The sequence below is a fragment of the Deltaproteobacteria bacterium genome, assembly GCA_016219225.1.
Lineage (GTDB): Bacteria > Desulfobacterota > RBG-13-43-22 > RBG-13-43-22 > RBG-13-43-22 > RBG-13-43-22.
The window spans coordinates 1-23,868 of sequence record JACRBX010000228.1 but is presented as its reverse complement, the minus strand read 5'-3'; the positions used below and the strand labels follow the sequence as shown (position 1 = coordinate 23,868).

The window sequence follows — 23,868 nt, the reverse complement described above, 5'->3', positions numbered from 1 at the left end:
AAATTTCGATTTATAGTGCCTAATAACAAGTTACCTGCCAAGGTAGGCCCGTTTAACCCGGTTATCACTCATTAGTTCGGCCGTTGACCCGGATTCGACGATTTGCCCGGTCTCCAATACATAGCCCCGTTGAGCCAGGCTGAAGGCCAGGTGGGCATTTTGTTCGACCAATAAGATACTGGTCCCTGCCCGGTTGATTTCGACGACTACCCGGCCGATCTCCCGGATCAAAATCGGCGATAAAGCCAGGGACGGTTCGTCAAGCATTAGTAATTTGGGCCGGCCCATTAACGCCCGAGCGATGGCCAACATTTGCTGTTCGCCCCCGGAGAGGGTGCCAGCCAATTGACGCTTGCGGTCCCCCAGAACGGGAAAATGTTCGAAGACCCTTTCCATGTCCCGAGTGATGGCCCCCCGGTTTTGTCTCAGATAGGCTCCGAGCAGAAGGTTTTCCTTCACCGGTAAGTAGGGGAAAAGGGCCCGACCTTGAGGCACATGGCCGATGCCGGCCTTGACCGTATCTTGAGGGCTCAGGAAATCGATCCGTCGGTCTTCGAAGAGTACCTCTCCGGAGCAGGCCCGCTTCAGGCCGGAAATGGTCCTCAGCGTGGTCGTCTTCCCGGCACCGTTGGAGCCGATCAACATCACGATTTCGCCTTCTCCCACTGTAAGGGAGACGCCCTTGAGTACCTCGGCTCCTCCATACCGGACCTTAAGATCGGTGATCGTAAGCAGTGCGTTCATTCCTCCTTCCTTCAGGGCACTCAGGCGGTCAGCCGCCCGGCCCAGTCCGAATCCTCTTCAGCCCCTAAGTAAGCCTTGATGACCTGAGGGTGCCGGGCGATCTCATCTGGAGTCCCCTCGGCGATCCGACAGCCGAAGTCCAACACGTAAATGCGGTCGCACAGCCCCATGATTGCCTTGACATTATGCTCCACCACTAAACAGGTAAGACCGTGATCCCTCTTCATCGTCCGGATGAGGTCGGACATGGTGGAAATTTCCTCGGCATTCAGACCGGTCAACGGCTCATCCAGCAGCAGCAGTCGGGCCCCGGTCGCCCGGCCGATGGCCAGGCTCAGGATACGCTGCCTCCCGTGGGGCAGGTTGCCGGCGGTAGTTTCCAGGTCGCCGGTCAGTCCGACCTGCTCCAGCAGTGCCCGGCCTTGGGCCAGGAACTTTTCCCCATAACCGGTCCGGCTGGGAGAGAAGCGAAAAAATTCAGAAAGACTCATCCGGTGTTGAAGATGGAAGCCGACCATGACGTTTTCCTGGACAGTCAACTCTTTGAAGAGGATATTCTCTTGAAAGACTCGAGCGATCCCCAACCGGGCCCGATAGTGGGCCGGTCGGCGAGAAATCTCCAGGCCGTTAAAAGTGATTCGGCCCTTGTTCGGCAAATACGTTCCACCAATCATGTTTAAAACGGTCGACTTGCCCGCCCCGTTGGGACCGATCAAGCCGATGATCTGACCCGGGTCAAGTCTCAAGTCCAGATCGACGACTGCCGCCAGACCGCCGAACAGCTTGGTTAAACCTTCAACTAAAAGCAGCGCCATAGGTTTACTCCTGCCCTGTCCGGGCCGACCGGACGCCTGATGAGGAATTGGACCAGAGGGTGAGAATCCTGATCGGAAGAACGACCAGACCCTGACGTAGAAACAGAACCACGGCGAGAGCGGTGGCCCCAATAATCATCGGCTGATAGTGCTGAACCGATCGCGTGAATTCAGCCAACAAAGACAGGAGGACCGCGCCAACAATCGGTCCGGAGAAGCGCCGTTCGCCGCCAACGATCATATAAACCAGGAGGTAGATCGTTTGCATTACCCCGAAAGTAGCATTTTGGTCGGCGCTGATGGCCTGTTCCTGATAGGCGATGAGGGCCCCCCCCAGACCGGCGAAGAAGCTGGCCGTGCTGAAACAGATGATCTTATACCAGGAGACGTTGATCCCGACCGCCCCGGCCAGTTTGTCCGCTTCCCGGATGGCCAGCCAGGTAAACCCGAGTCTGGATCTTTCCAGAAGATAGAGGATAGCCAGACCTGCAGAGACCACGATGACGACCAGGTAGTAGTAGGCTAAAAAATCGCCGAGATTGACTTCGCCCCAGGTGGGGATAGATATCGTCCCCGGTTCCGGAATACCGACCAGGCCCTTGGAACCGCCTGTCAGACTTTCCCAATTCCAGGCCAAAACCCGCAAGCTTTCTGAGGTGACCACAGTCAGGATGGCGAAATAAATGCCCTTGACGCGCATGAAAGGGAAGCCCAGAGCCAAGGCCAGGCATCCGGCCAGAAGCGCTCCGGCCGGCACCGTCACCCCGAAAGGCAGACCGGCCTGCATCGATAAAAGCCCGGCGGTATAAGCGCCGACGAGCATGAAGCCGGCATGACCGAGGGAGAACTCCCCGATCAGGGTAACCGTTCGCAGGCTGGCTGTTAAAAGGACGTTGATGGCTATTACGGTCAGGGCCGAGGTCCAATACTGGCTATCCAGGAACAGGGGTGCAGCGATGACCACAACCGCCGATCCAAAGCCCATGAACGCCTTTACAGAACGATTATTCCGCATGCCCGAACAGTCCCTGTGGTTTTACTACCAGAACGAGGATTACGAGGAGCAGCGGCCCGATGGCCGCCCAGGCATGCCCGAAAAGGATGGGCACCAGCCCGTCAATCAAGCCAAGGATCATCCCGGCAAGAAAAGCCCCGGCCAGGCTGCCCATGCCGCCCAGGACGATGATAACCAGCCCCTTGACCAGGGGCGCTAAACCCATGTAGGGGCTCAAGGCGAAAAGTGATCCGGCCAGCATGCCGCCCGCGGCGGCCAGGGCACAGCCGATGACCATGGCCAGAGCGGCCATCTTATCCGGGCCGATACCCTGCAGAATAGCCCCCTCGGGGCTCTGGGCGCTGGCCACCATGGCCTGGCCGTATTTGGTCTTCCTCAGAAAAACATAGAGGGACAGACTCAGGATGACAGATACGGCTACGGCGACGATCCTGTCCTTGGGAACGGCGCTGCCCAACAGGGTCAGGGGGCCGGTGGCCAGCAAAGGGATAGAGCGTTCGTAGAGGCCGAACAGGACAACTGCCCCGCTTTGAATAATCAGGGTCAGGCCAGTGGTGGCCACAATGGCCGACAAGATCTGCCCCTTGAGCCGACGAAATAAAAACCGCTCCAGAAATACACCGGTTAAAGCCATGGCCAGCATGGATATGAGGGTGGCTAAAACAAGGGGCAGCCCGAAAGAGGCGATCAGGTAATAAACAATATAGGCTCCGATCATGTAGATTTCGCCGTGGGCGAACTGCATGATGTGCATGATGCCGAAGATCAGGGTCAAACCGAGGGCCATGAGGACATAGATCCACCCCAGGGCCAGCCCGTTGATTGTCCCTTGCCAGATTAAGGCCGGCGAAATTTCCAAGATGCTACCCTCCGGCCCGGAGGAGAGGTTCCTTCCGGGCCGCCATTGGATTGGCTATTTATCGACCACAGGCATCTTGAAGCCGACAAAAGATATTTCCCCTTTATCCAATCGACTGATCGGCATGGGGCGAACTACGACCCGGTTGACCCCTAAACGGTTCTTCCCGCCCATGTTGCCCGGACCGAAGGCCGTCTGGAAGCTGCCCGGCGCGGTCATCGCGTCAAAGGCGGCGACTACTTTTTCCGGCATGATGCTATTAGCCTTTTTAAGGGCCTGGATGAAAACCTCGGCCTCAGCCCAGGTGATGATCGAGTCGGAGAAGAAGGGCTCCTTATATTTCTTTTTCCAACGGTCCATGCACTCCTGCATGCTTGGCGTCGGGTGTCCCAGGTCCATGCCATTGCTGATGACCTTGTCCGCTCCCTCCGGACCGACCAGAGAAAGAATGAGCGCCGGCGCTGTGGGGGCATCAGAGATGAAGGCTCCCTTATAGCCTAACTGGCGAGCGGCCCGGAGCTGGTAGCCGGATTGGGCCGAACACATGGCCTGGATAACGTCCGGTTTAGCGGCCAAGGCCTTGGTGTAAAAGGGCAGGAAATCGGCCGTTCCGATGTCCCACGTCTCTACGCCGACCACTTCCAGCCCCCGTTCCTGGGCCAGCTTCTTAGCCCGATCGATTGGCATGCCCACGTTGGGAACGACGATAAATAGCCGTTTCGCCTCGGGCCAGGTGGCTCTGAGATAATCGTAGTCCATCTCCCAGCCGGCGTCCGAGGAGATGCAGAGCCGGACGGCATAAGGTTTCTTATTGCTGACATCGCCCGGTAAGCCAGGAGCGTCGATCCAGGTGATCAGATGAAGGGCTTTGGCCTTGGCGCAAACCTGGTAGATGGCGGCGGCGCAGGGGGGGGTGATGGCCCCGAAGACAAATTTGCACCCGTCCTTGTAGACCAGCTTCTTGGCGGCTGCGGCGGCCACGGTGGGATCGGTTTTATCATCTTCGGCGATCAATTTGAGCTGGTAGGTCTTCCCGCCTAACTTTAGGCCGCCTTCCTCGTTGATCTTATCAAAATAAAGTTCCACCGCCCTGGTCAAACCGACCCCGACGATACTGATCGGCCCGGACAAAGGCATAATCATCCCCACCTTGAGCGTTTCGGCGGCCCGAGTTATGCCCGGAAAAAGCACGAATCCTACTATGAAAACAAATAAAGCCAGTCCTACCCCCAGAACCTTTCTTCGTCTCATAAAGTCCTCCTGAATTCCATTAAATAAAAGTTAACCGCGCTATACTTCCTAACCGGTGATCGTTTTCAAGGATATAGGTCAGCCCTCGTAAACCACCCGGCCGTTAACGATGGTCTTAAGAACCCTGGTGGTCCTGATCAAATGGGGATCGATGGAAAGGATATCCTGGTCGATGATACAGAAGTCGGCCATCTTGCCCACTTCGATCGATCCTTTGACCGCTTCGAGATGATCCTGGTAGGCTCCGTTGATGGTATAGGTCCTGATGGCCTCTTTGACGGTGATCGCCTCCTCCGGACCGCTGACCGCTCCTGAGGTCAAGCTTTCCCGCAGGACGGCGTTTTCTACACCCAGGATCCAGTTCGGCACGGTGATGGGGGCGTCCGAACTACTGGTTAAATTGACTCCAGAGTCCAGGGCCGTGCGCATGGGCCACTCATAAGCGGCCCGCTGTTCACCGACCACGGACGGTTCGAAATCGGAGATCATGGCCTCGATCGTCGGCTGCATGGCCACCCCACCATTAATGGCGGACAGGCGCCGGCAGGTCTCGGCGCTGATGAAATCTCCGTGGATCAGGTAATGACGCGGATCACCGCCCGGCCTGTTCTTCATGGCCAGGACAAACCCGTCTACGGCGGCGTCGATGGCCCGGTCCCCGGTGGCGTGGACGCCAACCTGGAAGCCATGACTGTGAACCAGGTCGATCATGGCCACCAGGTTGTCGTGCTGATCCTGGTCGGTTTTTCCTGGAATGACCGATACCCCGTGGCCGTAATTCCCGCTGATGTAGTCGTCATTCATCCAGGAGGTATAGGTCAGTGGAATGCCATCAGCAAAGATTTTGACGCCGGGAAATTGAAGCCATTCCCGGTCCAGGTCGGTCGGTACTTTGAAGGTTTGGAGTCCTTTTTCAAGATCCTCGTAGGTCAGGGCGCCATAGTCGCCCAAAAGGAGCAGGATGCTCACCCGAGCCGTCAGTTTTCCTTCGGCTAAAAATTCCCGGTAAATATCGATGAATTCGGCACTCATGACGCCAAAGCCGTAAGCTTCACCACCGGGGCCGATGGCCGCATCGGTAAAGCTGGTTACTCCGTGGGAGTTCAGGATGGAAATGGCGTTCAATAAAGCGATCTTTTTTTCCTCCCGGGTGAGGATCGGCACATGGGAGGTTACCAGGGCCTGGGCTCCTAATTCTTTGAAAATCCCTGTCAGTTCTCCCTGGGAGTCCCGCTCCATTTCTCCAGAAACCGGGTTGGCGGAACCCTTATGGAGACCGGCTATTTCCAGAGCCTTTTTATTGACCAGGATGGTGTGTCCGGAGAAATCAATGAGAATGACCGGATTGTCCGTGGAAACCGGGTCGATATCGGATCGTCGGGGGAAAACGGATGGGTCCTCCAGACATTCTTTGAGAGCGCCCTGATTCCAGCCGAAGCCTCGGATCCATTCTCCCGGTTTGACTTCGGCCGCCTTCCGGCGTACGGCTTCGACAATGTCTCCAATGGATTGAGCGGCCGGGAAAGCCAGATCCAGGGCCAACGGCGGCCGGGTCGCCCCGAAGAAGGGGGTGTGAAGATGGGCATCGTTGATGCCGGGCAGCATGGTCGCTCCGGCCAGGTCGATGACCTTGGTCCCAGGCCCGGCCAACGCCTTGACCATATCGTTGCCGCCGACGGCGGTTATCCGTCCGTTTTTAACGGCCACCGCTTCAACGATGTCGAAATGCTGATTGACCGTCAACACCTTGCCATTGATAAGGATTAGGTCGACAGAGTTCATTTTGTCCATAGCAACCTCCTTTTACTTAAAAAATTGATTGACGTCTGTTTACACTTTCCCCTGAAATCCCACTCCAATTGGCATTCATCATAACGATGTCGGAGTCTTTCAATTGTTATTCACTCCTGACCAGATAGGAACCGATAATCGCCTCGGCCTCAATTTCCACCAGATGGGCCGGCCGGGCCAGGGCCGAGATTTCGGCCATTATGATCACCGGTTTGATCTCTTTAAAGAATTCCGAATAAGCCCGCATAATGTCGGCCGCCTGTTTAATGTCCGTCACATAAATACGGACCCGGTAGACCTCGGCCAGATGAGCCCCTGCTTTGCTTAAAGCGGCTTCAATCTTCTGAAGTATGATTTTGGTTTGCAGGTAGGCGTCTCCTTCAGCTTCCACTACCCCGTCCGGATTGGTGGTGGTCGTACCGCCGACAAAGACAAAGTTGCCGACCTTGACGGCCCGGCTGTAGCCCGCCTTTTCCTCCATGGGTGCGCCTGAGGAATAATTCACTCTCCTGAAAAGTTCCATTGAACCCCCCCTTAATATTGCCCGCCGAAGCGATACCTGAAATCATCATTAAAAACACACCGCCTGACCCGGATAAACATCCGGGGATGGGTCTGCCCCTCCCCAGCATTACCGGTCCCACATCACCCCAGCCAACGAGCAGGGTCTATACTATTTCATACTAAACCGCCATGCCCCGCCTTTTGGGGCATGGCACCACGAAGCATGAAAATAGGCTCCTTGGAAGACGGATACTATTTTCGTATTAAGCGCTCATGCCCCTGAGGGCACCACGAAACATGAAAAAGCGAATATCGAATATCGAATATCGAATCATGAATGTTGAAGGAGAGTTTCTTTTAAATTCCGAAATCCGAAATCCGAAATCCGAAATTGGAATCTATTTTCGTATTAAGCGCTCATGCCCGGGTCGGGCACTACGAAGAATGAAAATGTCTTTCGCCGACCCCCGATCCCTGACCCCCGATCCCTGAACGTTATTTTCATACTAAACAGGTTCAGGTAGTCCTGGAAGCCAGAATTTTAGTATGCTCCTGGCCGCGAACGGACAGAACCGGTATAGGCGACCTGCGAAGAACCTTTTCGGCCGTGGAACCAAAGAGGGTATTGGCCAGATTGGTCCGACCCTTGCTTCCCATGATAATCAGGTCCGCTTGTTGCTCCTTGGCGGCCGCCAAAAGTTCTACCCAAGGAACTCCTACCCGAATAATTCGGGTGCAGGTCATATCTCCACAGCCAGCCTCTTGGAAAAATTGAAGGAACAGGGCCTCTCGTTCAGCGTACTGGGTTTCCAGATAACCATGAACCGAGATATTGATCCCTCTGGTCTTAATGTTGTGGAGCATATCAATATCCCGTTGATTAATGACATTCACCAGAATCAGGCCAGCCTGGCAGGCCTTGGCCAGCAGACCAGCGTATTGAATCGTCCGGTGGGAATAATCCGAAAAATCCACCGCCACCATTATTTTTTGTATTTCACTCATTCCAGCACCGCTCCTTTCGAAATAGCAAACCACTCGCTAAGCATTTCCTTACCCTGATCATAGAAACTCTCAGGGGAAAAGCCCTCGCAAGGACATGGCCTTGGCAACCCGGCCTATGGCCAGGATATAGGCAGCTGTCCGCATATGGACCTTTTCCTTCTGGGAAATCTCCAGGGTTTCCCTAAAGGCTTTGGACATGATTCTTTGAAGACGATTCGATACTTCCTCTTCATCCCAGAGGAGTTCCTGGAGATAAGGATTGTTCTCCACGTTGAAAACCTCCTTTCGCAAAAAGGGTTATCTTTGGCCGGCTCTGGGCCCGCGGGGGGGCTCAATGCTCAGCTTAGGAGAAAAAGACCAGCCCCTGTTCCTTGTAATCGACGACGGCTGGTAGATTTAGTTAAAGTGCCTACCCGGGAAACTATTTCACCGAGATAACCGGGCAGGGCGCATATACAATGATGTACCGCGCATTTGATCCGAAAACCAGCTTATCAACCCGGGAACGTCTCCTCAAACCGATAAAAACGGCGTCAAACTCGTTTTCATCGGCAAATTTTACGATGTCCTCGCCAGGCTTAAATCCCCGGGCCAGTATCTCTATCTCGGTGGGGATACTCTCTTCCGCCAGAAACTGAGCTGCGTAGGTAAGGTTTGCATTGGCTTTCTCCAACTGAGCGTCTCGGTTTATAATATCTCCTTCCACTGAAGCAACTACCACGATGCCGGCATTGAATGTTTTAGCGTAAGTGCGTGCCATTGCAAGAGCAGCTTTGGCGCTGTTTGAACCATCAAATCCAACCAAGAATTTCATCGGTTACCCCTTTCAAATTTAGGTTCAGTCTCAAAGTTGCGTTATTTAGTGTTTTAACGGGTTTGTCAAATTGCGATTTAATGTGCCCAAAGACGGACCGACCGTCAACGGAATTTTTTAAGGTTTGAAAGAATAAGCCCCGGAGATTTTGAGTGCGCTGACGCACGGCATTTTCCATAGCCATTCAAGGGTCCAATCCAAAGGCCCTTTCCATGTTGTTTAATATTTTTTCCATCAGCCAGTATGTCTCCGGGAGCACTTCGGTCTGTGCCAGGGTCTGATCCTTTCCCGCCACAAAGGACCCCGGAAGCCAGTCGGTCCCGAATTCTCCCGCGTAATGCCTGACCATTTCCCGGGTGTACTCGGGATGGAATTGGAGCACCAACAGGGGATATTCCGGGTGGATGAAGGCCTGGTTGGTCGAGCAGTCGTTGAAGGCCAAGCGCACCGCGCCGGCCGGAAGATCAAAATGATCGCTGTGCCAGTGAAAGGTAGTGAAACGCTCGGGGATATCCTGAAAAAACACGGAGGATCGGCCCTCCGGGGTCTGAACCACCGGATACCAGCCAATTTCCTTCTGCCGGTTGGGGAACACTTTTCCTCCGAGGGCCTCGGCTAAAAGCTGAGCCCCGAAACAAATGCCCAGGATGATCTTTTTCCGGGCCAGGGCTTGGGCTATCCCTTCCTTCTCAGACACCAACCAGGGATAGAGGGGTTCTTCCCAGGCATGCTGCGATCCGCCCATGACCATGAGCCAATCATAAGTATCCGCTGCTGGAAAAGGCTCCCCTCGAAAGATTTCGGTTTTAGAAAGGGAATGCCCCCTTTCCCGGGCCCAGGGTTCGATATTGGTCGGAGAGTGTCCGGGATCGTGTTCAATTAAATGAATCTTCATATTCCTATTTTCACCCTGGCCTCCGGCTTCACTAGGCCGGAAAACGATGGGATGCGAATCCTTTTAGTTATTATCAAAGGATAAGGAAATAAATTCAAGTTTTTTTCGAAGAAGGGTTTCGAGAAACCACCCTTCCGGCTAACAAATTAATATTATTAAGAATTTAGAAAAAAGTTCAACAAGTCAAAATTAAACCATTTTTAGCTTGACATTTACCATGAAAGAAAAATAAAATCCAATTAAAAAAATGTTATGAACATTTCAATTTCAAAAAGGCAACCGATAGACGAAGGCAAGGAAAGGGGGAATCGTGGAGCTAGATGAAATTAAAGAGAAAATAAATGTGCATCACATCGACACCCTTCGAATTGATTTTCCGGATTTGTTCGGAATCTGCCGCAGTAAACTGGTTCCCGCCCGGCGGCTGGAAGAGGTCCTCCACGAGGGCATCAACTTCGCCCAGGCCATCTATGCTATCGATCTGGCCAACGATGTGGCCATGGGGACCGGTATGGGGCCGGAAATCGAATGGCGTGATATGACCCTGATCCCCGATCCCCACACCTTTGCCGTATTGCCCCACCTGGAGGGGACCGCCCGTTTCATCGCCAGTGCCCAGCGGGATGGAGTGCCCCACCCGGTCGATCCCCGAAACGTACTCCAGGGGATCTTAAAAAAATACGAGGAAAAAAATTTAAGGCCGGTGGCCGCCACCGAGCTGGAATTTTTTGTCTTCAATCTGGACGCCGCCGGGGTGGGCGGGCCGTATAACCCCAACCTTTCCAACGTCTATACGGCCAATCCCCGCGTGGATCGTCTCGGACTCCTGAGAAAGTTGCAAAATACCTTTTTGGACCTGGGGGTGGAGATCATCTACTCCAACCACGAGTTTTTCCCCGGACAGTTCGAGATCAACTGGAAGTACGCTCAGGCCATGGATGTGGCCGATCAGACCTTTACCTTTAAATATGTTTGCAAAGAAATTGCTTTTCAAAATGATCTGCTGTTGACCTTCATGTCCCGTCCCAAGACCGAAAGCGGAGGAAACGGTTTTCATATCCATCTTTCGTTAAGCGATCCGGTTTCGCGGAAAAACCTGTTCCACGATCCCGAGAGCAAAGCCTGGGGGATGTCTGACCTGATGCGCTATTTTCTGGGGGGGTTGATGGCCCATGCCAAAGGGATGTCGGCCCTGTTGGCCCCCACGATCAATTCCTATAAGCGGTACGTGCCCAACGCCTTCGCCCCCTATTTTATCGTCTGGGGCCTGGATAATCGGACAGTCTACTGCCGGGTCCCCGGCGAACGAGGGCCGGCGACCCGGATCGAAAACCGCGCCCCCTGCGCCTCGGCCAATCCCTATTTGGTTTATGCCGCGGCCTTTGCCGCCGGCCTGGACGGGATTGAAAACAAAATAGATCCGGGCCAGCCCATTGAAGGGGATATCTACGGGGCCGAACCGGGCACCTATCCCACTGTTCCCCTTTATCTCCGGGATGCCCTGGCCGAGTTGAAGGCCGATAAGACCCTCTGTACGGCCTTGGGGCCTGAACTGATCCAGGCCTTTGTGGCCGTTAAAGAGCATGAGCTTGAACGGTTTCGCAAGGCCGTAACCGACTGGGAGTTCAATGAGTATTCCTTTCATTTTTAACAGCGGAGAGGTCGAACTCGTTTTTTTGCCGAGATAGGCCTGCCCAAGGGAAAAGGAGACCTATTATGTGCGGGATCGCTGGAATCATCGGAAAAAATTCCCCCACCCTGGGGCAGGACCTGATCAATATGCTCAAAGAACTGGTCCACCGGGGCCGAGACGCTACCGGCCTGGCCGTGTACGAAAACAGGAAGGATATCCAGGTCAGGGTTGCCCTGACCGATCCCTGTTACGAAAAGGATCTGGAGGAAATTTTAGCCCTTTTCGGCCGGGTCAGGAAGGCCCGCAGTTATCATGGGGAGGGGGTCTTTCACTTTTATGAGGGCTCCATCGATATGGATTCCTCCCAGATTTCCCGACTCCATTGGGATATCGATACCCACCCCAATCTGTGTGTCCATTCGCTGGGAGAACACCTGAAGATCTATAAAGATCAGGGATCGGCCGAGGATTTACAGCGCGCACACGATATCCGGGTGGGTCCCTGCACCCATGGCATCGGTCATGTGCGCCTGGCCACCGAAACGGTTGAAAACATCAATTTCGCCCACCCCTTTATTTCTTGTCTGGTTCCGGAATTAGCCATCGTTCACAACGGACAATTCACCAACTACTTCAACATGAGAAGGAGTCTGGAAAATAAAGGGGTGCGCTTTAAAACCAATAATGATTCCGAATTGGCCGCTCATTATCTGGCCTTTCAAATGAAAGAAAAAGGCCAGGACCTCGAGGGGGCCATGGTCCAGGCCCTGGATGCCTTTGACGGCGTTTTTACCATCCTGGCCAGTACCCGAAACCAAATCGGGGCCTTCAGGGACCGGTTGGGATTCAAGCCGGTCCTCTTTTTTGAACGGGAAGATGGGACTGTCCTCTTTGGATCGGAGCAGATCTGCTTAACCCCTATCGTCTCTGATGTCTATGCCACGGAAATGGAACCAGGAGGTGTGAAGGTATGGTCCGTATAGATATCGCCGGCATGAGCAGTCGGGATGTAAATCGAAAGCTCAAAGAGGTTATTCAACAGGATCAGGAAATCATCATTGAAAATCCCCATTCGGTCCACAATTTCGCCACGGCCCTGAAGGGGGAAGGCACCATCGCCGTTCAGGGGAGCACGGGCTTTTATACCGGGGGTTTTTTGGAAGGCCCTACCCTGAAGATAAAGGGAAATACCGGCTGGTACACCGGGGACAACATGAAGGCCGGCGAGATCATTATCGAGATGAATACAGGCAGCAACTGCGGTCCCTCTATGTTGGGGGGCACCATCCTGGTAAAAGGCAACAGCGGCAGCCGGGCCGGCCTGGGGATGAAGGGGGGCAATCTGATTATTTTGGGAAACGTGGGGCGCTGGACCGGTTATATGACCCTGGGAGGGCGGATCATAGTCCTGGGGGAAATGGGACCGGTCATCGGGGAGTCCATGTACAACGGGGTCATTCACATCCTGGACCCTGCCGCGGAAGAAAAATTGGGAGGAAATGCCTCCCTCATTCCCATTTCCGATGACGAGAAACGGGCCGTGGAAAGCCTTTTCAAGAAATACGGCCTGGAGCAGGGGGTGGAAAATTTCCGGAGCGTGGTCCCCAAGGTCCTGGGCCGCCATGAATATTTCCTGTTTAAACCCACACACCAGCAAGCGGGGTCGTAGCCATGTCAGATGAAAAATTATATCAGGAACAGTACGTGGAACAGGGGAAGGCACCTAAACCCAAAGATGTGCAGCGCGGGGTCTGGAATGCCGAGACCGTGGCCGAGGTCAAGTACAAGGCCTTTACCGGAAAGCACCGCATCCGGGGCTGTGGCTCCACCTCCCGCTATCCCAACTTCGATGACCTGCTGATCCTGGCGGCCCAGCTTTCCCGTCTGTCCGTGGACACCTATCGTGAAGAATGCGTTACCCGGACGGTCTTAGGCGCCCGATACGCCAAAAAACCCCTGGTTCTTGAGACCCCCATTATGATTTCCGGTATGTCTTACGGGGCCTTGAGTAAAGAGGCCAAGATTGCCCTGGCCAAATCCACCCAGCTGGTGGGGAACTCCATTAACAACGGCGAAGGGGGGTTGCTGCCCGAGGAGCGGCAGAATTCCTATAAACAGGTGGTACAGATCACCCCCAGCCGGATGGGTTTTTCCCTGGCCAACATCGAAGCCGCCGACGCCCTGGAACTGATTACCGGTATCGGGGCCAAACCCGGCCTGTCAGGACACCTCATGGGCAGCAAGATCACCAAGGAGATTGCCCAATTCCGGCAACTGCCGGAGGGGATCGATCTGCACAGCCATCCCCGTCACGGGGATATCTTCGGGGCCGATGACATGGTCCTGAAGATTCAGGAACTCCGGGATGTCACCGATTACCAGATCCCCATCTTTATCAAAATGGCCGCGGGACGGGTCCGCGAAGATGTAAAAATAGCCGTCAAAACCGGTGCCGACGGCGTCGTCATCGACGGCTCCGAGGGAGGCACCGGAGCAGCCCCGGTCATGGCCTCCAAACATTTAGGGATCCCTACCCTTCCGGCCTTGATACAGGCCGTCCGGGCCCTGGAGGAAATGGGGGTCAAGGACGAAGTCAGTCTGATCGTCTCCGGGGGAATCAAGGACGGGGCCGACGTGGCCAAGGCCCTGGCTTTAGGGGCCAATGCCGTGGCCATTGGTACCGGGGCCATGGTGGCCATGGGATGCGTGGTCTGCCTCAAGTGCCATGAAGGGAAATGTCCATTTGGCATCGGGACTCAGGACCCGGAATTGAGGAAAAACCTCGACATCGATGCGGCGGCCTTGCGGGTGGCCAACTATGTAAAAGCCATGACCTACGAAACCGTTCTTTTGGCCAAGGCCACGGGAAAGACCAAATTGGCCAACCTGGAGAGGGAAGACATCCGCTCCCTCACCCTGGAGGCCTGTGCCATGACCGGCATCCCCCTGGTGGGAACCAACTTCACCTTTACCGAAAGGTTTGGGTTTTGTTAAGCACCCTATTTCGTGTTAAACCTTCATGTCCAGGAGGGTGCTTTGAACCAGAAAAAAAGCGAATGTCGAATATCGAATATCGAATAATGAATGTCGAAGGAAGGCTTTTAAATTCCTAAATCTGAAATCCGAAATCCGAAATCTGAAATCCGAAATTGGAAAGTGTCATGCGTATTCAGGAACATCCCATTTTAGGAAAATTTGAAAAAGGTCAAAAGGTCCAGTTTCATTTTGAAGAAAAAATTATGGAGGGTTTCGAAGGAGAACCCATCGCCATGGCCCTCCGGAGCAACGGGATCTTGATCCATCGCTATACCCCCAAAAGAAATGAACCCCGGGGGATGTTTTGCGCCATCGGACGGTGCACCGATTGTATCATGGTCGTGGACGGCGTGCCCAATGTGCGGACCTGTGTCGTTCCCCTAAAGGCCGGCATGGCGGTTCGAATCCAGGTTGGCAAAGGGCCGGACCTTTTACCGGTGAAACTATGAGACGCTATGAAATGATCTGTGTCGGGGCCGGCCCGGCCGGTCTTTCGGCCGCTATTGAAGCGGCCCGCTGCGGCGTGGACGTGGTGGTTTTTGATGAAAACGAGCGTCCGGGGGGCCAGCTCTTTAAACAGATCCATAAATTTTTCGGTTCCCGGGAACATCACGCCCAGGAGCGGGGTTTCCATATCGGCCAGGGCCTTTTGGACGAAGCCCGCCGGCTCGGGGTGGAAGTGGCCCTCAAAGCCACCGTCCTGGGGATCTATGAGAATAAGACCATGAATGTCTGGTGTAAGGATAAGATCGAAGAGGTCAAGGCCGAACGGATTCTGGTGGCCACCGGCGCCTCGGAGAACATGATCCCCTTCCCGGGCTGGACCCTTCCCGGTGTAATCGGGGCCGGTGCGGCCCAGACCATGGCCAATATCCACGGGGTGCGACCGGGGAATAAAATTCTCATGGTGGGCTCCGGCAACGTGGGGGTGGTGGTCAGCTTTCAGCTCCTTCAGGCCGGATGCCAGGTAGTGGCGGTTATCGACGCCGCACCCGAGATCGGGGGTTACGGGGTCCATGCGGCCAAGGTGGCCAGATTTGGCGTCCCCTTCTTTATGTCCCATACCATCAAAGAGGCCCAGGGGAAAAACCAGGTAGAAGGGGCCGTTATCGTCGAAGTGGATCCATCATGGAAACCGATGGCCGGAACCGAAAAACACCTGGAGGTGGACACCATCTGCATTGCCGTGGGCCTCAATCCCATGACCCAGCTCCTGCGCATGGCCAAATGTAAAATGGCCAACCTTCCGGCCCTGGGGGGAAATGTACCGGCTCATAATTTGAACCAGGAAACCTCTATTCCGGGGATTTATGTGGCCGGTGATGTTTCCGGCATCGAGGAAGCCAGCACGGCCATTATTGAGGGCCGGATTGCCGGTCTGGCCATTGCCCATAGTCTGGGATACCTTGACACTTCGGCCTTTGAATCTCAGCGGAGCCAGCAGTTAGAGAGTATGGCCGGGTTACGTAGCGGCCCGTACGGGGAGACCCGCAAAGAAAATAAAAACACAGTATATGCCCTTATGCAAGGATGAAGGCTATGGCTCACGGATTATCCCAAACAGGCTTTCTTTCAGAAGAAGAATTAGGGGCCGGTCCCGGGGTCCCTTCCGAGGAAAGACGTCGGAAAGGACCGGTGGCGGTCATCGAATGTACCGAGCATATCCCTTGCAATCCCTGCGAGGCCAGTTGCCGGGTGGAGGCCATTTCGGTCGGGCAGGATATAACCAACCTGCCCCGGCTGGAGGGGGAAAAATGTATCGGCTGTCAATCCTGTATCCCCATCTGCCCGGGTCAGGCCATCTTTGTGGTGGACGAGAGCCTCCCGGAGGATCGCGCCGCGGTAAGCCTGCCCTATGAATTTCTACCCTTACCGGAAAAGGGAGAAACGGTTTTGGCCCTGGATCGGTCCGGGACCGTATTAGGGGATGCACAGGTAGCGGCGGTCCGGAAAAGCGAGAAAATGGATCAGACCGCCGTGGTGACCATTGAAGTGCCGAAAGCCTGGTCCATGAAGGCCAGGGCCTTTAAATTTAAAAGATAAATAAAAGCAGGAGGTAAGAAAACATGGCTGAACAAGCATTAGGTATGGTTGAAACTAAAGGATTGGTCGGAGCCATCGAGGCGGCCGACGCGATGGTCAAAGCGGCCAACGTCAAGATGGTCGGTAAAGAACATGTGGGCGGCGGTTTGGTGACCATATTTGTCCGGGGGGACGTGGGAGCGGTCAAAGCGGCCACCGATGCCGGCGGGGCCGCGGCCAAAAGGGTCGGAGAACTCCTGTCTGTGCATGTCATTCCCAGACCCCACGGCGATATCGAGTTCATTATTCCCAAGGCCGAGAAATAACGCCGGGAAATAAAGGTTAACCATGGCGTTGAATATCCAGTTTATTACCCACCCCGGTCCGGGGGTAATTGACATCCTCATGACCCGCATGGGTTCGGCCGGCAAGAAGACGCTGGACATCCTCAGCTTCAGTGCCGTGGGATTGGTCCAGGGGAGGCTGGTGGATATGATCGCCGCGGCCGACATTGCCGAAAAGGCCGCTGAGGTCCACGTGGTCGACCTCAAAGGAAGCTGTCCCCAGCACCTGACCATGATCGGGATATTCGGGGAGATTGCCGCCGTTAAGGCCAGTCTGGAGGCCATTCAAGCCCAGGACGGATTGGGATAATCCCTTTCGGGGCCTGTTTCCGTAATTAAAAAGTATAGGAATTTCCATTTTGGACGCCGATGAACGCAGATTGACAGGATAAAATAGAATAATTATCTGCGAGTATCGGCGAAAATCTGCGTCCTAATTCAAAAAGGATTCGGCCTGGATCAGAATATCCGGTTATCGGGAAGGGTTTTATGAAAATCGCGCGAGTAGTGGGAAACGTTTGGTCCACCAAAAAAAATGACAAGATCCACGCCCTGAGGCTCCTCTTTGTACAACCTTTGGGCAAGGGACTGATGCCGGCCGGCGATATCCTGGTGGCGGCAGATGAAATCGGGGCGGGTATTGGAGAACTGGTCCTTGTCACCCAGGGCAGCCCGGCCATGCAGGCCTTTAACAAAGAGGAATTGATCCCCGTGGATGCCGCAGTGGTGGGGATTGTGGACAGCCTGGAGATGCCCAAGGATCAGAAAAAATCAGGTCAATCATGAGCCAGGGGATTATCGACCGGGTAAAGGAAGCCGGGGTAGTTGGTGCCGGAGGGGCCGGTTTTCCTACCCACGTCAAATTACAGGCCCGGGTGGAACGGGTCCTGGGCAACGGGGCCTCCTGTGAGCCGCTGCTGATGAGTGATCCCTATCTGGTTGAGCATGAAGCCGATCGCCTCCTTCGGGGTCTCCGCCTGGTCATGGAGTGCACCGGGGCCGTTCAGGGGACCCTCTGTTTAAAGGGGAAGCACCGGGAGGCCATGGCCGCGGCCCGGGAGAAGGCCGGCAAAGGGCCTTTCCAGGGGATCGATGTTTTTGAATTGGGCGACTTTTATCCGGCCGGGGATGAGCAGGTCCTGGTCTATGAGGTCATGAAAAGGGTGGTCCCCGAGGGGGGGCTTCCACTTCAGGTCGGGGCCGTAGTCAGTAACGTAGAGTCCCTTTTGAATATTGCCCGGGCCGTGGATGAAAAAAAACCTGTGGTAGACCGGTACCTGACCGTTGGGGGAGAAGTGGCCCGGCCGTGCATCCTGAAAGTGCCCATCGGCCTTTCCGTAGGGGAGGTTATCGACCTGGCCGGGGGAGCCTTGATCACGGATTATAAAGTCGTCCTGGGCGGACCCATGATGGGCCAGGTGGTCTCGGACCTGACTGCGCCGGTAACCAAGACGACCAGCGGGGTTTTGGTCCTGGCCCCGGATCACCCGGTGGTGGCCGATAAAATCAAGGACCCGGACCGGCTTCGGAACATCACCCGCCTGGTCTGCTGTCAATGTTCCCGCTGTACGGATCTATGCCCCCGGAGCCTGTTAGGACACACATTGGCCCCTCACAAAATTATGCGACAATTAGGCGCTGCTCCAGCGGCACTGGAGGTCCAGAAGGATACCCTGATCTGCTCAGAGTGCGGGGTGTGCGAGAAATATGCCTGCCCTATGATGATCTCTCCCAGGGAAGTGAATGCCCAGATCAAAAGAAGTTTGCTGGCCCAGGGCATAAAGCGTTCTCCGAAACGGGAGGCCTACCATCCCTCGGCCTTTAGGGAAGGACGGAAGATCCCTACCAAACGGCTGATGGAACGGCTGCAGATCGGGCGCTATGATGTGCATCCAAATTTATTCCCCTTGGAAATCCGGATAGACCAGGTCAGGATTCCCCTGAAACAACACCTGGGGGCCCCGGCCGTGCCGGTGGTCAAACCCGGCGACCGGGTTAAAAAAGGGGACCTGATAGGCGAGATCCCGGAAAAGGCCCTGGGAGCCAGGATCCATGCCAGTCTGAGTGGGGTGGTCGTTTCGGTCGGGGAAGAGGTCGTTATCAAACAGGTGAGCCCCGGAGGGCGCTGAAAAGCATGAAAAATTCGATGAAAATTATTACGCCGAACGCTCAACGACGAACGGTATTTTCTCATTAAAGGATAGACCATGGATTTCAAAGCCATAGGACTGATTGAACTCAACAGCGTGGCCAAAGGGATCCACTCCGCCGATGAAATGATCAAGGCGGCCAGCGTGGAACTCATCATGGCCCGTCCGGTCTGCCCCGGCCGCTATCTGGCCATGATCGCCGGGGATGTGGGTTCGGTCCAGAACTCAGTAGCGGTGGGCAAAGAAACGGCCGGTGAATTCCTGGTGGATTCTTTTGTTATTCCCAATGTGCACCCGAGCATTTTTCCGGCCCTCAGTTGTGCGACCCCGATTCCCCGAATAGGCGCCCTGGGGATTATAGAAACCTTTTCGTCGGCCTCCTGTATCATGGCGGCCGATGCGGCGGTCAAAGCAGCCGAGGTGGAAATCATCGAGATTCGCTGTGCCACCGGTCTGGCCGGAAAATCCTATGTGACCCTGACCGGGGATGTGGGCTCGGTCCAGGCCGCCGTCAGCGCCGGGTTGGAGGCCCTGGAAGAGGAAGGCTTGATCCTGAGCCATGTGGTCATCCCTTCCTTGAGCCGGGAACTCTATCCCAATTTGATATGATGAAGCCCCTCGACACCCTCAATCGAATCATGAATCGCCCGGAACACTGGGATTTTTCAGGGGCGGGGGAATTATGGGCTGGTGTGGACCTGGGGACCTGTAAGAGCAAGGTCATCGTGGTGGATGAGCAAGGCTTCCCGAGGGCAGCCCTTATGCGGCAATCCGAAGGAATTGGCAGCGGACTGATCATTGACTATCCGGGCACACTCGCCCTGTTGAAGGAATTAATGGCCGAGATCCGAACCCGCAGCCCCCTGCCCATTGAAAAAGGGGCTACCTCCTATCCCCCTCAAACGGAATCCGGAAACATCCATACCACCACCTATATCCTCCAGGGGGCGGGTCTGGAGGTGCTCAATGTCCTTGATGAACCTACAGCCGCCAACCGGGTTCTCAATCTGGAAGACGGGGCGATTGTCGATGTGGGTGGTGGCACTACCGGGGTGGCCCTGATCCAGGACGGCAGGATCATCCGGACCTGCGATGAGGCTACCGGCGGGGTCCACCTTTCCCTGGTCCTGGCCGGACATTTGAAGATCAGCTTTGAACAGGCCGAAAGGATTAAAACCGACCAGGCCCGGCAACAGGAATGCCTGCCCATCGTCCGTCCGGTGATTGACAAGATCTCCACTATTATCCGCTCAGCCCTGAACGGATTCGGGAATATTAAAAAGATCTGTCTGGTGGGAGGGACCTGCCAATTGGAGGGGTTGACCGAACTGGTAGCCGAGAATCTCGGCCTGGAAGTTTTTCGGCCCGAGGCCCCTCAGGGGATAACTCCCTATGGTATCGCCCTTTCCTGTCTGGAAGAAAAAATTATCTTTACATCCTATTCCAAGGCCTCTTGAGGGAGAGGCGAAACCATTATGGTCACGATCACTAAGGAAGAAATCCGGAAGCTGGTCTTGGAAGTCCTCTCTGAATTGAACAGAGGGGGCAAGGCCAGGTCACCTTCTCAAACGCCCCACGGTCCCCGGGTCTTGATCATATTTCAGGCCGGTGTTCGTCGTTTGGAAGATGCCTTGAAACAGTTGCCTGCCCTGGAAGCCGCGGCCGGCTGGTCCGGGGTCTATACCGCTCCCTCGGCCCGTTCTTGGGTCTGCGGGTCTGATGTGCGCAATCGCGCCGGGACCCCGTGTATCCTGGACACGGTTAAACCGGAAGGTCTGGAAAAGGTGTTGGCCCGGGCCGATTGGCTGGTACTGCCCACCTTATGCCTGACGGTGGCTTCCAAGGTGGCCCATCTGAGCTGTGATGACCCGGAATCCCGGCTGGTTTTTTCGGCCTTGATCCAGGGCAAAAAAGTGCTGGCCTGCCGGGACGGTTTTATGGTCTGCGACCTGCTGGTCAATCAAGCGATAAAAGAGGAAATCGAGAACCAATTAAAAAAGTTGGAACGTTTTGGGATGACCTTTTGCCCGACCCATCAGTTGGCGGAGACCTTTGTACGCTTGACAACGGGAAACCCTTTACCCGGATCGACAAGTCCTTCCGAGGTTTCAGAAGAAAAAAATGCTCCTGGGCTGGAGTTGATCACAGCCAAGGAGGTCCGTTTGGCTGCTGAGGGGCAGAAGAAGGTCATCAGACTGGTCCCTGGGGGTCTCATCACCCCCTTGGCCCGGGATTTAATCAAAGAACTCGGGATCGTTGTTGATGAGACATGAGTCCTATTCAAAAATGTTTGAAATTTTTCTGTTGCGCGTTGCGCGTTAAGAGTGGTCTAAAAAAATTTATACTTTCTCAACCCGCAATCCGTAACATCAGAATCTATCGTTATAAGGAGATTCGTCCATGCCTGAGCTACGTGCCTATTGCCATCTTGACCGCCTGCAGCCTCAATTTGCCTCCCTGTTTGCCTGCCGATGCCGGGGATTTCTTCCGGTGGAGGGAATGGCCTCCCTTTTTGTGGAAGTAGTGCCGGGCATCGAAATTAACCGTCTGACCGACATTGCTCTCAAAGTGACCAACGCCCGGCCAGGAGAAATGATTGTGGAAAGAAGATACGGCATGCTGGAAATTCACTCCTTTGATCAGGAAGAAGTCCTCCATGCCGGGCGGATGATCTTGGATGAAATCGGGCTCAAGGAAGAAGACCGGCTGTCTCCTAAAATCCTGGCCACCAGTATTGTCAACAAAATCGATCCCTACCAGGCGGTCATTATCAACCGGAACAGCCGGGGTATGCTCATATTAGGGAACGATGATGTTTATCTGCTGGAAGTGACCCCGGCGGCCTATTCTTCGATCGCTGCCAATGAAGCGGAAAAACACTGTAATGTGCGCCTGGTCGATATTTCCTTTTTTGGTGCCGCCGGACGGCTCTACTTAGCCGGGACGGAATCGGAAGTTCTGGCCGCGGCCAGTAAGGTGGTGGAGACCCTCTCCGGCCTTAAAGGCCGCAAAGAATGAGGATTATCGGTCCATGAAGGCCCAACGATCCAGTGATTACGATAGGAAGTTATTCGCAGGAGAAAACCATGGCACCTGATTTCATATTCTACCAGGACATAGAAGAGATCGTCCGACAAGGTAAAAAGACGATAGAGGTTGGAGAAGAAGTTCGTCTTTCGGCCGCGGCCCTGGATTTAATCCGGGAACATCACATCGAGATTATTTATAAGCCCCTATCCGAGGCCCCTTCTGATAAGGATCAATCATCGGACGGACCCGGCAAACAGGAGGCAACCTCTCAAAGGCCGGAAAAAGAGAGGGAGGCCCGGACCTCATCACCTGATCCAACCGTTGAACCTTCCACAGACACGGCCATGGCCGAAGAAGAAGTTGATCGGATTGTCAATCTGGTCATTGAGCGTTTTAAAAAACTCAAAGGGCTGGAGGGTCTTCCCAGGCAGGAGGGAAAAGTCTCTGCAACGGCTGACGACGACGATCTGGTCATCTGCCGTTGCGAAGAGATCACTAAAGGAGAGATCAAAGAAGCCATTCGAAATGGACTTAAGACCGTAAGCGGGATTAAACGAATTACCCGGGCCGGCATGGGATTATGTCAGGGTCAGACTTGTGAGCGATTGGTGACCCAAATCCTGGCTCGTGAGTTGGGCCAGACACCCGCTGCCCTGGAGCCGATGACGGCCCGGGCCCCGGTGAGACCCCTGCCCCTGTCGGTTTTGGCTACGGGATAAGGAAGTCCTGGGATTTGGATCGAAAAAAGAATATCGAACATTGAATTTCGTAGTTTTTTCCTTCCTTCGACATTCAGTATTCGATATTCGATATTCGATATTCGATATTCGGTTTTTCATCCTTCGTGGTGCCTGTCGAAAGCGTCCATGAGGGCTTGATTCGAAAATAGGATTTGTTTTATGTGGCACAGCCGCCCTCGGCTGTTTCCACTAATAATTCAGGAGATAAGATGCCAAATACAGCCGATGTGGTAATTATAGGCGGAGGGGTTATGGGATGTGCGCTGGCCTATAACCTGGCCAAAGAAGGCCTTAAACCCGTGGTGATTGAAAAGTCGGATATCGGCGGCGAGGCCTCGGGCAGTAATGGCGGTGGGGTCCGGCAGTCGGCCAGGAACCTTAAAGAAATGCCCCTGGCCATGGAGAGCATCCGTTTATTCGGTCATCTTCACGAAGAACTGGAAATGGATGTGGAATATGTGCGGGGGGGAAACCTCCGCCTCTGCACCAGCGAAGAGGACCTGGTGACCATGCGGAAATCGGTGGAGAATCAGAAGACGGCCGGGCTGGAACTGGAGATGATCGACCGTCAGCAGGTCCTTGATCTTAACCCTTTCGTAGGGGAAAGGGTAGTCGGGGCCACTTATTGCCCTACCGACGGCCACGCCAATCCTTTTTTGGTCACCTACGGTTTTTTTCTAAAGGCCAAACGTCTCGGGGCCCGGTTTTTTACCCAGGAGAAAGCGGTTGATATCAAGCTTAAAAAAAACAGGGTTACCCAGGTGGTTACCAATAGGCAAGTCTTCGATACCGATCTGGTCGTCAACGCCGCCGGGATCGGCGGACGGAAGATCGCCAATCTGGTGGGTTTGGATTATCCTATGAAACCGGTCTTCACCGAGGCCCTGATTACCGAACCCTATCCCCCTCTTTTTAAACAGATGCTCGGTCATGCCCGGGGTCTTTTTTACGGACGACAGACCCTTCACGGCTCTTTCTTTTGGGGGGGATTTGTGGGGACGGAGAACTTCATCTATCGGGAAGGAAAACCCCTTTTTAACTTTATCGGGCCGGCCATTTCCCGGATGGTCCTGGACTATTTTCCGGTCCTCAAGAATTTGCAGGTCATTCGTATGTGGTCCGGACTGATTGACCAGATGTCGGATGGGATTCCTGTCTTAGGGATGACCAGCGAGGTGCCGGGCTTTGTCTTCTGTACCGGTTTCAGTGGTCATGGATTT

26 protein-coding genes and 1 pseudogene are annotated in these 23,868 nt (G+C 54.6%); 16 read left to right on the top strand and 11 right to left on the bottom strand.

Translation table 11 applies throughout. The features are described from left to right. Positions 1 to 30: 30 nt before the first annotated feature. The 11 genes from HY879_19210 to HY879_19160 form a co-directional block, all read right to left on the bottom strand. Positions 31 to 744: an ABC transporter ATP-binding protein gene (locus HY879_19210; protein MBI5605466.1), complete on the bottom strand. Its 714-nt coding sequence runs from the start codon at positions 742 to 744 to the stop codon at positions 31 to 33. A gap of 20 nt (positions 745 to 764) precedes the next feature. Continuing rightward, a complete protein-coding gene (locus tag HY879_19205) occupies positions 765 to 1,559 on the bottom strand; it encodes an ABC transporter ATP-binding protein (GenBank protein MBI5605465.1) in 795 nt (264 codons plus the stop codon). Positions 1,560 to 1,563: 4 nt separating this feature from the next. After that, the gene (locus HY879_19200; GenBank protein MBI5605464.1) at positions 1,564 to 2,544 is read right to left on the bottom strand and encodes a branched-chain amino acid ABC transporter permease; all 981 of its coding nucleotides are present in this window, start codon (positions 2,542 to 2,544) and stop codon (positions 1,564 to 1,566) included. 19 nt (positions 2,545 to 2,563) lie between these two features. Next, positions 2,564 to 3,433, bottom strand: a complete 870-nt coding sequence (locus HY879_19195; protein MBI5605463.1) for a branched-chain amino acid ABC transporter permease — start codon at positions 3,431 to 3,433, stop codon at positions 2,564 to 2,566. A 54-nt stretch (positions 3,434 to 3,487) separates the two neighbouring features. Then, entirely contained in the window at positions 3,488 to 4,684 is a 1,197-nt protein-coding gene (locus HY879_19190; GenBank protein MBI5605462.1) for an ABC transporter substrate-binding protein, read from the bottom strand. A gap of 78 nt (positions 4,685 to 4,762) precedes the next feature. After that, entirely contained in the window at positions 4,763 to 6,475 is a 1,713-nt protein-coding gene (locus HY879_19185) for an amidohydrolase (GenBank protein MBI5605461.1), read from the bottom strand. A gap of 106 nt (positions 6,476 to 6,581) precedes the next feature. After that, a complete protein-coding gene (locus HY879_19180; GenBank protein MBI5605460.1) occupies positions 6,582 to 6,998 on the bottom strand; it encodes a RidA family protein in 417 nt (138 codons plus the stop codon). Positions 6,999 to 7,495: 497 nt separating this feature from the next. Continuing rightward, the gene (locus HY879_19175) at positions 7,496 to 7,984 is read right to left on the bottom strand and encodes a universal stress protein (GenBank protein ID MBI5605459.1); all 489 of its coding nucleotides are present in this window, start codon (positions 7,982 to 7,984) and stop codon (positions 7,496 to 7,498) included. A 69-nt stretch (positions 7,985 to 8,053) separates the two neighbouring features. Then, entirely contained in the window at positions 8,054 to 8,254 is a 201-nt protein-coding gene (locus HY879_19170; GenBank protein ID MBI5605458.1) for a hypothetical protein, read from the bottom strand. 151 nt (positions 8,255 to 8,405) lie between these two features. After that, complete coding sequence (locus tag HY879_19165; protein MBI5605457.1) at positions 8,406 to 8,798, bottom strand: universal stress protein; 393 nt, start codon at positions 8,796 to 8,798, stop codon at positions 8,406 to 8,408. Positions 8,799 to 8,982: 184 nt separating this feature from the next. Next, positions 8,983 to 9,693 (bottom strand): type 1 glutamine amidotransferase, encoded by a 711-nt coding sequence (locus tag HY879_19160; GenBank protein ID MBI5605456.1) that lies wholly within the window; start codon positions 9,691 to 9,693, stop codon positions 8,983 to 8,985. Positions 9,694 to 10,003: 310 nt separating this feature from the next. On the opposite strand from HY879_19160, the gene HY879_19155 reads away from it, so the two are divergent. The 16 genes and pseudogenes from HY879_19155 to HY879_19080 form a co-directional block, all read left to right on the top strand. Beyond that, positions 10,004 to 11,344: a glutamine synthetase gene (locus HY879_19155; GenBank protein ID MBI5605455.1), complete on the top strand. Its 1,341-nt coding sequence runs from the start codon at positions 10,004 to 10,006 to the stop codon at positions 11,342 to 11,344. Positions 11,345 to 11,409: 65 nt separating this feature from the next. Continuing rightward, a complete protein-coding gene (locus HY879_19150) occupies positions 11,410 to 12,309 on the top strand; it encodes a glutamine amidotransferase (protein MBI5605454.1) in 900 nt (299 codons plus the stop codon). Then, positions 12,297 to 12,995, top strand: a complete 699-nt coding sequence (locus HY879_19145; GenBank protein MBI5605453.1) for a glutamate synthase — start codon at positions 12,297 to 12,299, stop codon at positions 12,993 to 12,995. The genes HY879_19150 and HY879_19145 overlap by 13 nt, the downstream gene beginning before the upstream one ends. A 2-nt stretch (positions 12,996 to 12,997) precedes the next feature. After that, positions 12,998 to 14,320, top strand: coding sequence for an FMN-binding glutamate synthase family protein (locus tag HY879_19140; GenBank protein MBI5605452.1), 1,323 nt, complete (start codon positions 12,998 to 13,000; stop codon positions 14,318 to 14,320). A gap of 167 nt (positions 14,321 to 14,487) precedes the next feature. Next, entirely contained in the window at positions 14,488 to 14,811 is a 324-nt protein-coding gene (locus HY879_19135) for a (2Fe-2S)-binding protein (GenBank protein MBI5605451.1), read from the top strand. Beyond that, positions 14,808 to 16,405: pseudogene (locus tag HY879_19130) on the top strand (FAD-dependent oxidoreductase). Before HY879_19135 ends, HY879_19130 begins: the two are co-directional and overlap by 4 nt. Before the next feature lie 23 nt (positions 16,406 to 16,428). After that, on the top strand, positions 16,429 to 16,710 hold the full coding sequence (locus HY879_19125) for a BMC domain-containing protein (GenBank protein MBI5605450.1): 282 nt from the start codon (positions 16,429 to 16,431) through the stop codon (positions 16,708 to 16,710). 22 nt (positions 16,711 to 16,732) lie between these two features. Beyond that, positions 16,733 to 17,038: a BMC domain-containing protein gene (locus HY879_19120; protein MBI5605449.1), complete on the top strand. Its 306-nt coding sequence runs from the start codon at positions 16,733 to 16,735 to the stop codon at positions 17,036 to 17,038. Between the two features lie 179 nt (positions 17,039 to 17,217). Beyond that, positions 17,218 to 17,514, top strand: coding sequence for a EutN/CcmL family microcompartment protein (locus tag HY879_19115; GenBank protein MBI5605448.1), 297 nt, complete (start codon positions 17,218 to 17,220; stop codon positions 17,512 to 17,514). Further along, the gene (locus HY879_19110) at positions 17,511 to 18,857 is read left to right on the top strand and encodes an SLBB domain-containing protein (GenBank protein MBI5605447.1); all 1,347 of its coding nucleotides are present in this window, start codon (positions 17,511 to 17,513) and stop codon (positions 18,855 to 18,857) included. Before HY879_19115 ends, HY879_19110 begins: the two co-directional genes overlap by 4 nt. Positions 18,858 to 18,935: 78 nt before the next feature. After that, positions 18,936 to 19,487, top strand: coding sequence for a BMC domain-containing protein (locus tag HY879_19105; protein MBI5605446.1), 552 nt, complete (start codon positions 18,936 to 18,938; stop codon positions 19,485 to 19,487). After that, positions 19,484 to 20,335 (top strand): ethanolamine utilization protein EutJ, encoded by an 852-nt coding sequence (gene eutJ, locus HY879_19100; protein ID MBI5605445.1) that lies wholly within the window; start codon positions 19,484 to 19,486, stop codon positions 20,333 to 20,335. The genes HY879_19105 and eutJ overlap by 4 nt, the downstream gene beginning before the upstream one ends. A gap of 18 nt (positions 20,336 to 20,353) precedes the next feature. Then, positions 20,354 to 21,151 carry a hypothetical protein gene (locus HY879_19095; GenBank protein MBI5605444.1) on the top strand — a complete coding sequence of 266 codons (798 nt, stop codon included), beginning with the start codon at positions 20,354 to 20,356 and terminating at the stop codon, positions 21,149 to 21,151. A 127-nt stretch (positions 21,152 to 21,278) separates the two neighbouring features. Beyond that, a complete protein-coding gene (locus HY879_19090; GenBank protein ID MBI5605443.1) occupies positions 21,279 to 21,896 on the top strand; it encodes a hypothetical protein in 618 nt (205 codons plus the stop codon). 356 nt (positions 21,897 to 22,252) lie between these two features. After that, on the top strand, positions 22,253 to 22,627 hold the full coding sequence (locus HY879_19085; GenBank protein ID MBI5605442.1) for a (2Fe-2S)-binding protein: 375 nt from the start codon (positions 22,253 to 22,255) through the stop codon (positions 22,625 to 22,627). Between the two features lie 230 nt (positions 22,628 to 22,857). Next, positions 22,858 to 23,868, top strand: a 1,011-nt coding sequence (locus HY879_19080) for an FAD-binding oxidoreductase (GenBank protein ID MBI5605441.1), incomplete at its 3' end; no start/stop codon positions are given.

What these genes read in the sequence shown, in the direction of transcription:
- HY879_19175 (MBI5605459.1), bottom strand. Translation starts at nt 7,984, where the DNA reads ATGAGTGAAATACAAAAAATAATGGTGGCGGTGGATTTTTCGGATTAT.
- HY879_19145 (MBI5605453.1), top strand. Translation starts at nt 12,297, where the DNA reads ATGGTCCGTATAGATATCGCCGGCATGAGCAGTCGGGATGTAAATCGA.
- HY879_19135 (MBI5605451.1), top strand. Translation starts at nt 14,488, where the DNA reads ATGCGTATTCAGGAACATCCCATTTTAGGAAAATTTGAAAAAGGTCAA.
- HY879_19110 (MBI5605447.1), top strand. Translation starts at nt 17,511, where the DNA reads ATGAGCCAGGGGATTATCGACCGGGTAAAGGAAGCCGGGGTAGTTGGT.
- HY879_19160 (MBI5605456.1), bottom strand. Translation starts at nt 9,693, where the DNA reads ATGAAGATTCATTTAATTGAACACGATCCCGGACACTCTCCGACCAAT.
- HY879_19165 (MBI5605457.1), bottom strand. Translation starts at nt 8,798, where the DNA reads ATGAAATTCTTGGTTGGATTTGATGGTTCAAACAGCGCCAAAGCTGCT.
- HY879_19140 (MBI5605452.1), top strand. Translation starts at nt 12,998, where the DNA reads ATGTCAGATGAAAAATTATATCAGGAACAGTACGTGGAACAGGGGAAG.
- eutJ (MBI5605445.1), top strand. Translation starts at nt 19,484, where the DNA reads ATGATGAAGCCCCTCGACACCCTCAATCGAATCATGAATCGCCCGGAA.
- HY879_19125 (MBI5605450.1), top strand. Translation starts at nt 16,429, where the DNA reads ATGGCTGAACAAGCATTAGGTATGGTTGAAACTAAAGGATTGGTCGGA.
- HY879_19085 (MBI5605442.1), top strand. Translation starts at nt 22,253, where the DNA reads ATGGCCGAAGAAGAAGTTGATCGGATTGTCAATCTGGTCATTGAGCGT.
- HY879_19120 (MBI5605449.1), top strand. Translation starts at nt 16,733, where the DNA reads ATGGCGTTGAATATCCAGTTTATTACCCACCCCGGTCCGGGGGTAATT.
- HY879_19180 (MBI5605460.1), bottom strand. Translation starts at nt 6,998, where the DNA reads ATGGAACTTTTCAGGAGAGTGAATTATTCCTCAGGCGCACCCATGGAG.
- HY879_19185 (MBI5605461.1), bottom strand. Translation starts at nt 6,475, where the DNA reads ATGGACAAAATGAACTCTGTCGACCTAATCCTTATCAATGGCAAGGTG.
- HY879_19095 (MBI5605444.1), top strand. Translation starts at nt 20,354, where the DNA reads ATGGTCACGATCACTAAGGAAGAAATCCGGAAGCTGGTCTTGGAAGTC.
- HY879_19205 (MBI5605465.1), bottom strand. Translation starts at nt 1,559, where the DNA reads ATGGCGCTGCTTTTAGTTGAAGGTTTAACCAAGCTGTTCGGCGGTCTG.
- HY879_19190 (MBI5605462.1), bottom strand. Translation starts at nt 4,684, where the DNA reads ATGAGACGAAGAAAGGTTCTGGGGGTAGGACTGGCTTTATTTGTTTTC.
- HY879_19105 (MBI5605446.1), top strand. Translation starts at nt 18,936, where the DNA reads ATGGATTTCAAAGCCATAGGACTGATTGAACTCAACAGCGTGGCCAAA.
- HY879_19150 (MBI5605454.1), top strand. Translation starts at nt 11,410, where the DNA reads ATGTGCGGGATCGCTGGAATCATCGGAAAAAATTCCCCCACCCTGGGG.
- HY879_19200 (MBI5605464.1), bottom strand. Translation starts at nt 2,544, where the DNA reads ATGGGCTTTGGATCGGCGGTTGTGGTCATCGCTGCACCCCTGTTCCTG.
- HY879_19115 (MBI5605448.1), top strand. Translation starts at nt 17,218, where the DNA reads ATGAAAATCGCGCGAGTAGTGGGAAACGTTTGGTCCACCAAAAAAAAT.
- HY879_19090 (MBI5605443.1), top strand. Translation starts at nt 21,279, where the DNA reads ATGCCTGAGCTACGTGCCTATTGCCATCTTGACCGCCTGCAGCCTCAA.
- HY879_19210 (MBI5605466.1), bottom strand. Translation starts at nt 744, where the DNA reads ATGAACGCACTGCTTACGATCACCGATCTTAAGGTCCGGTATGGAGGA.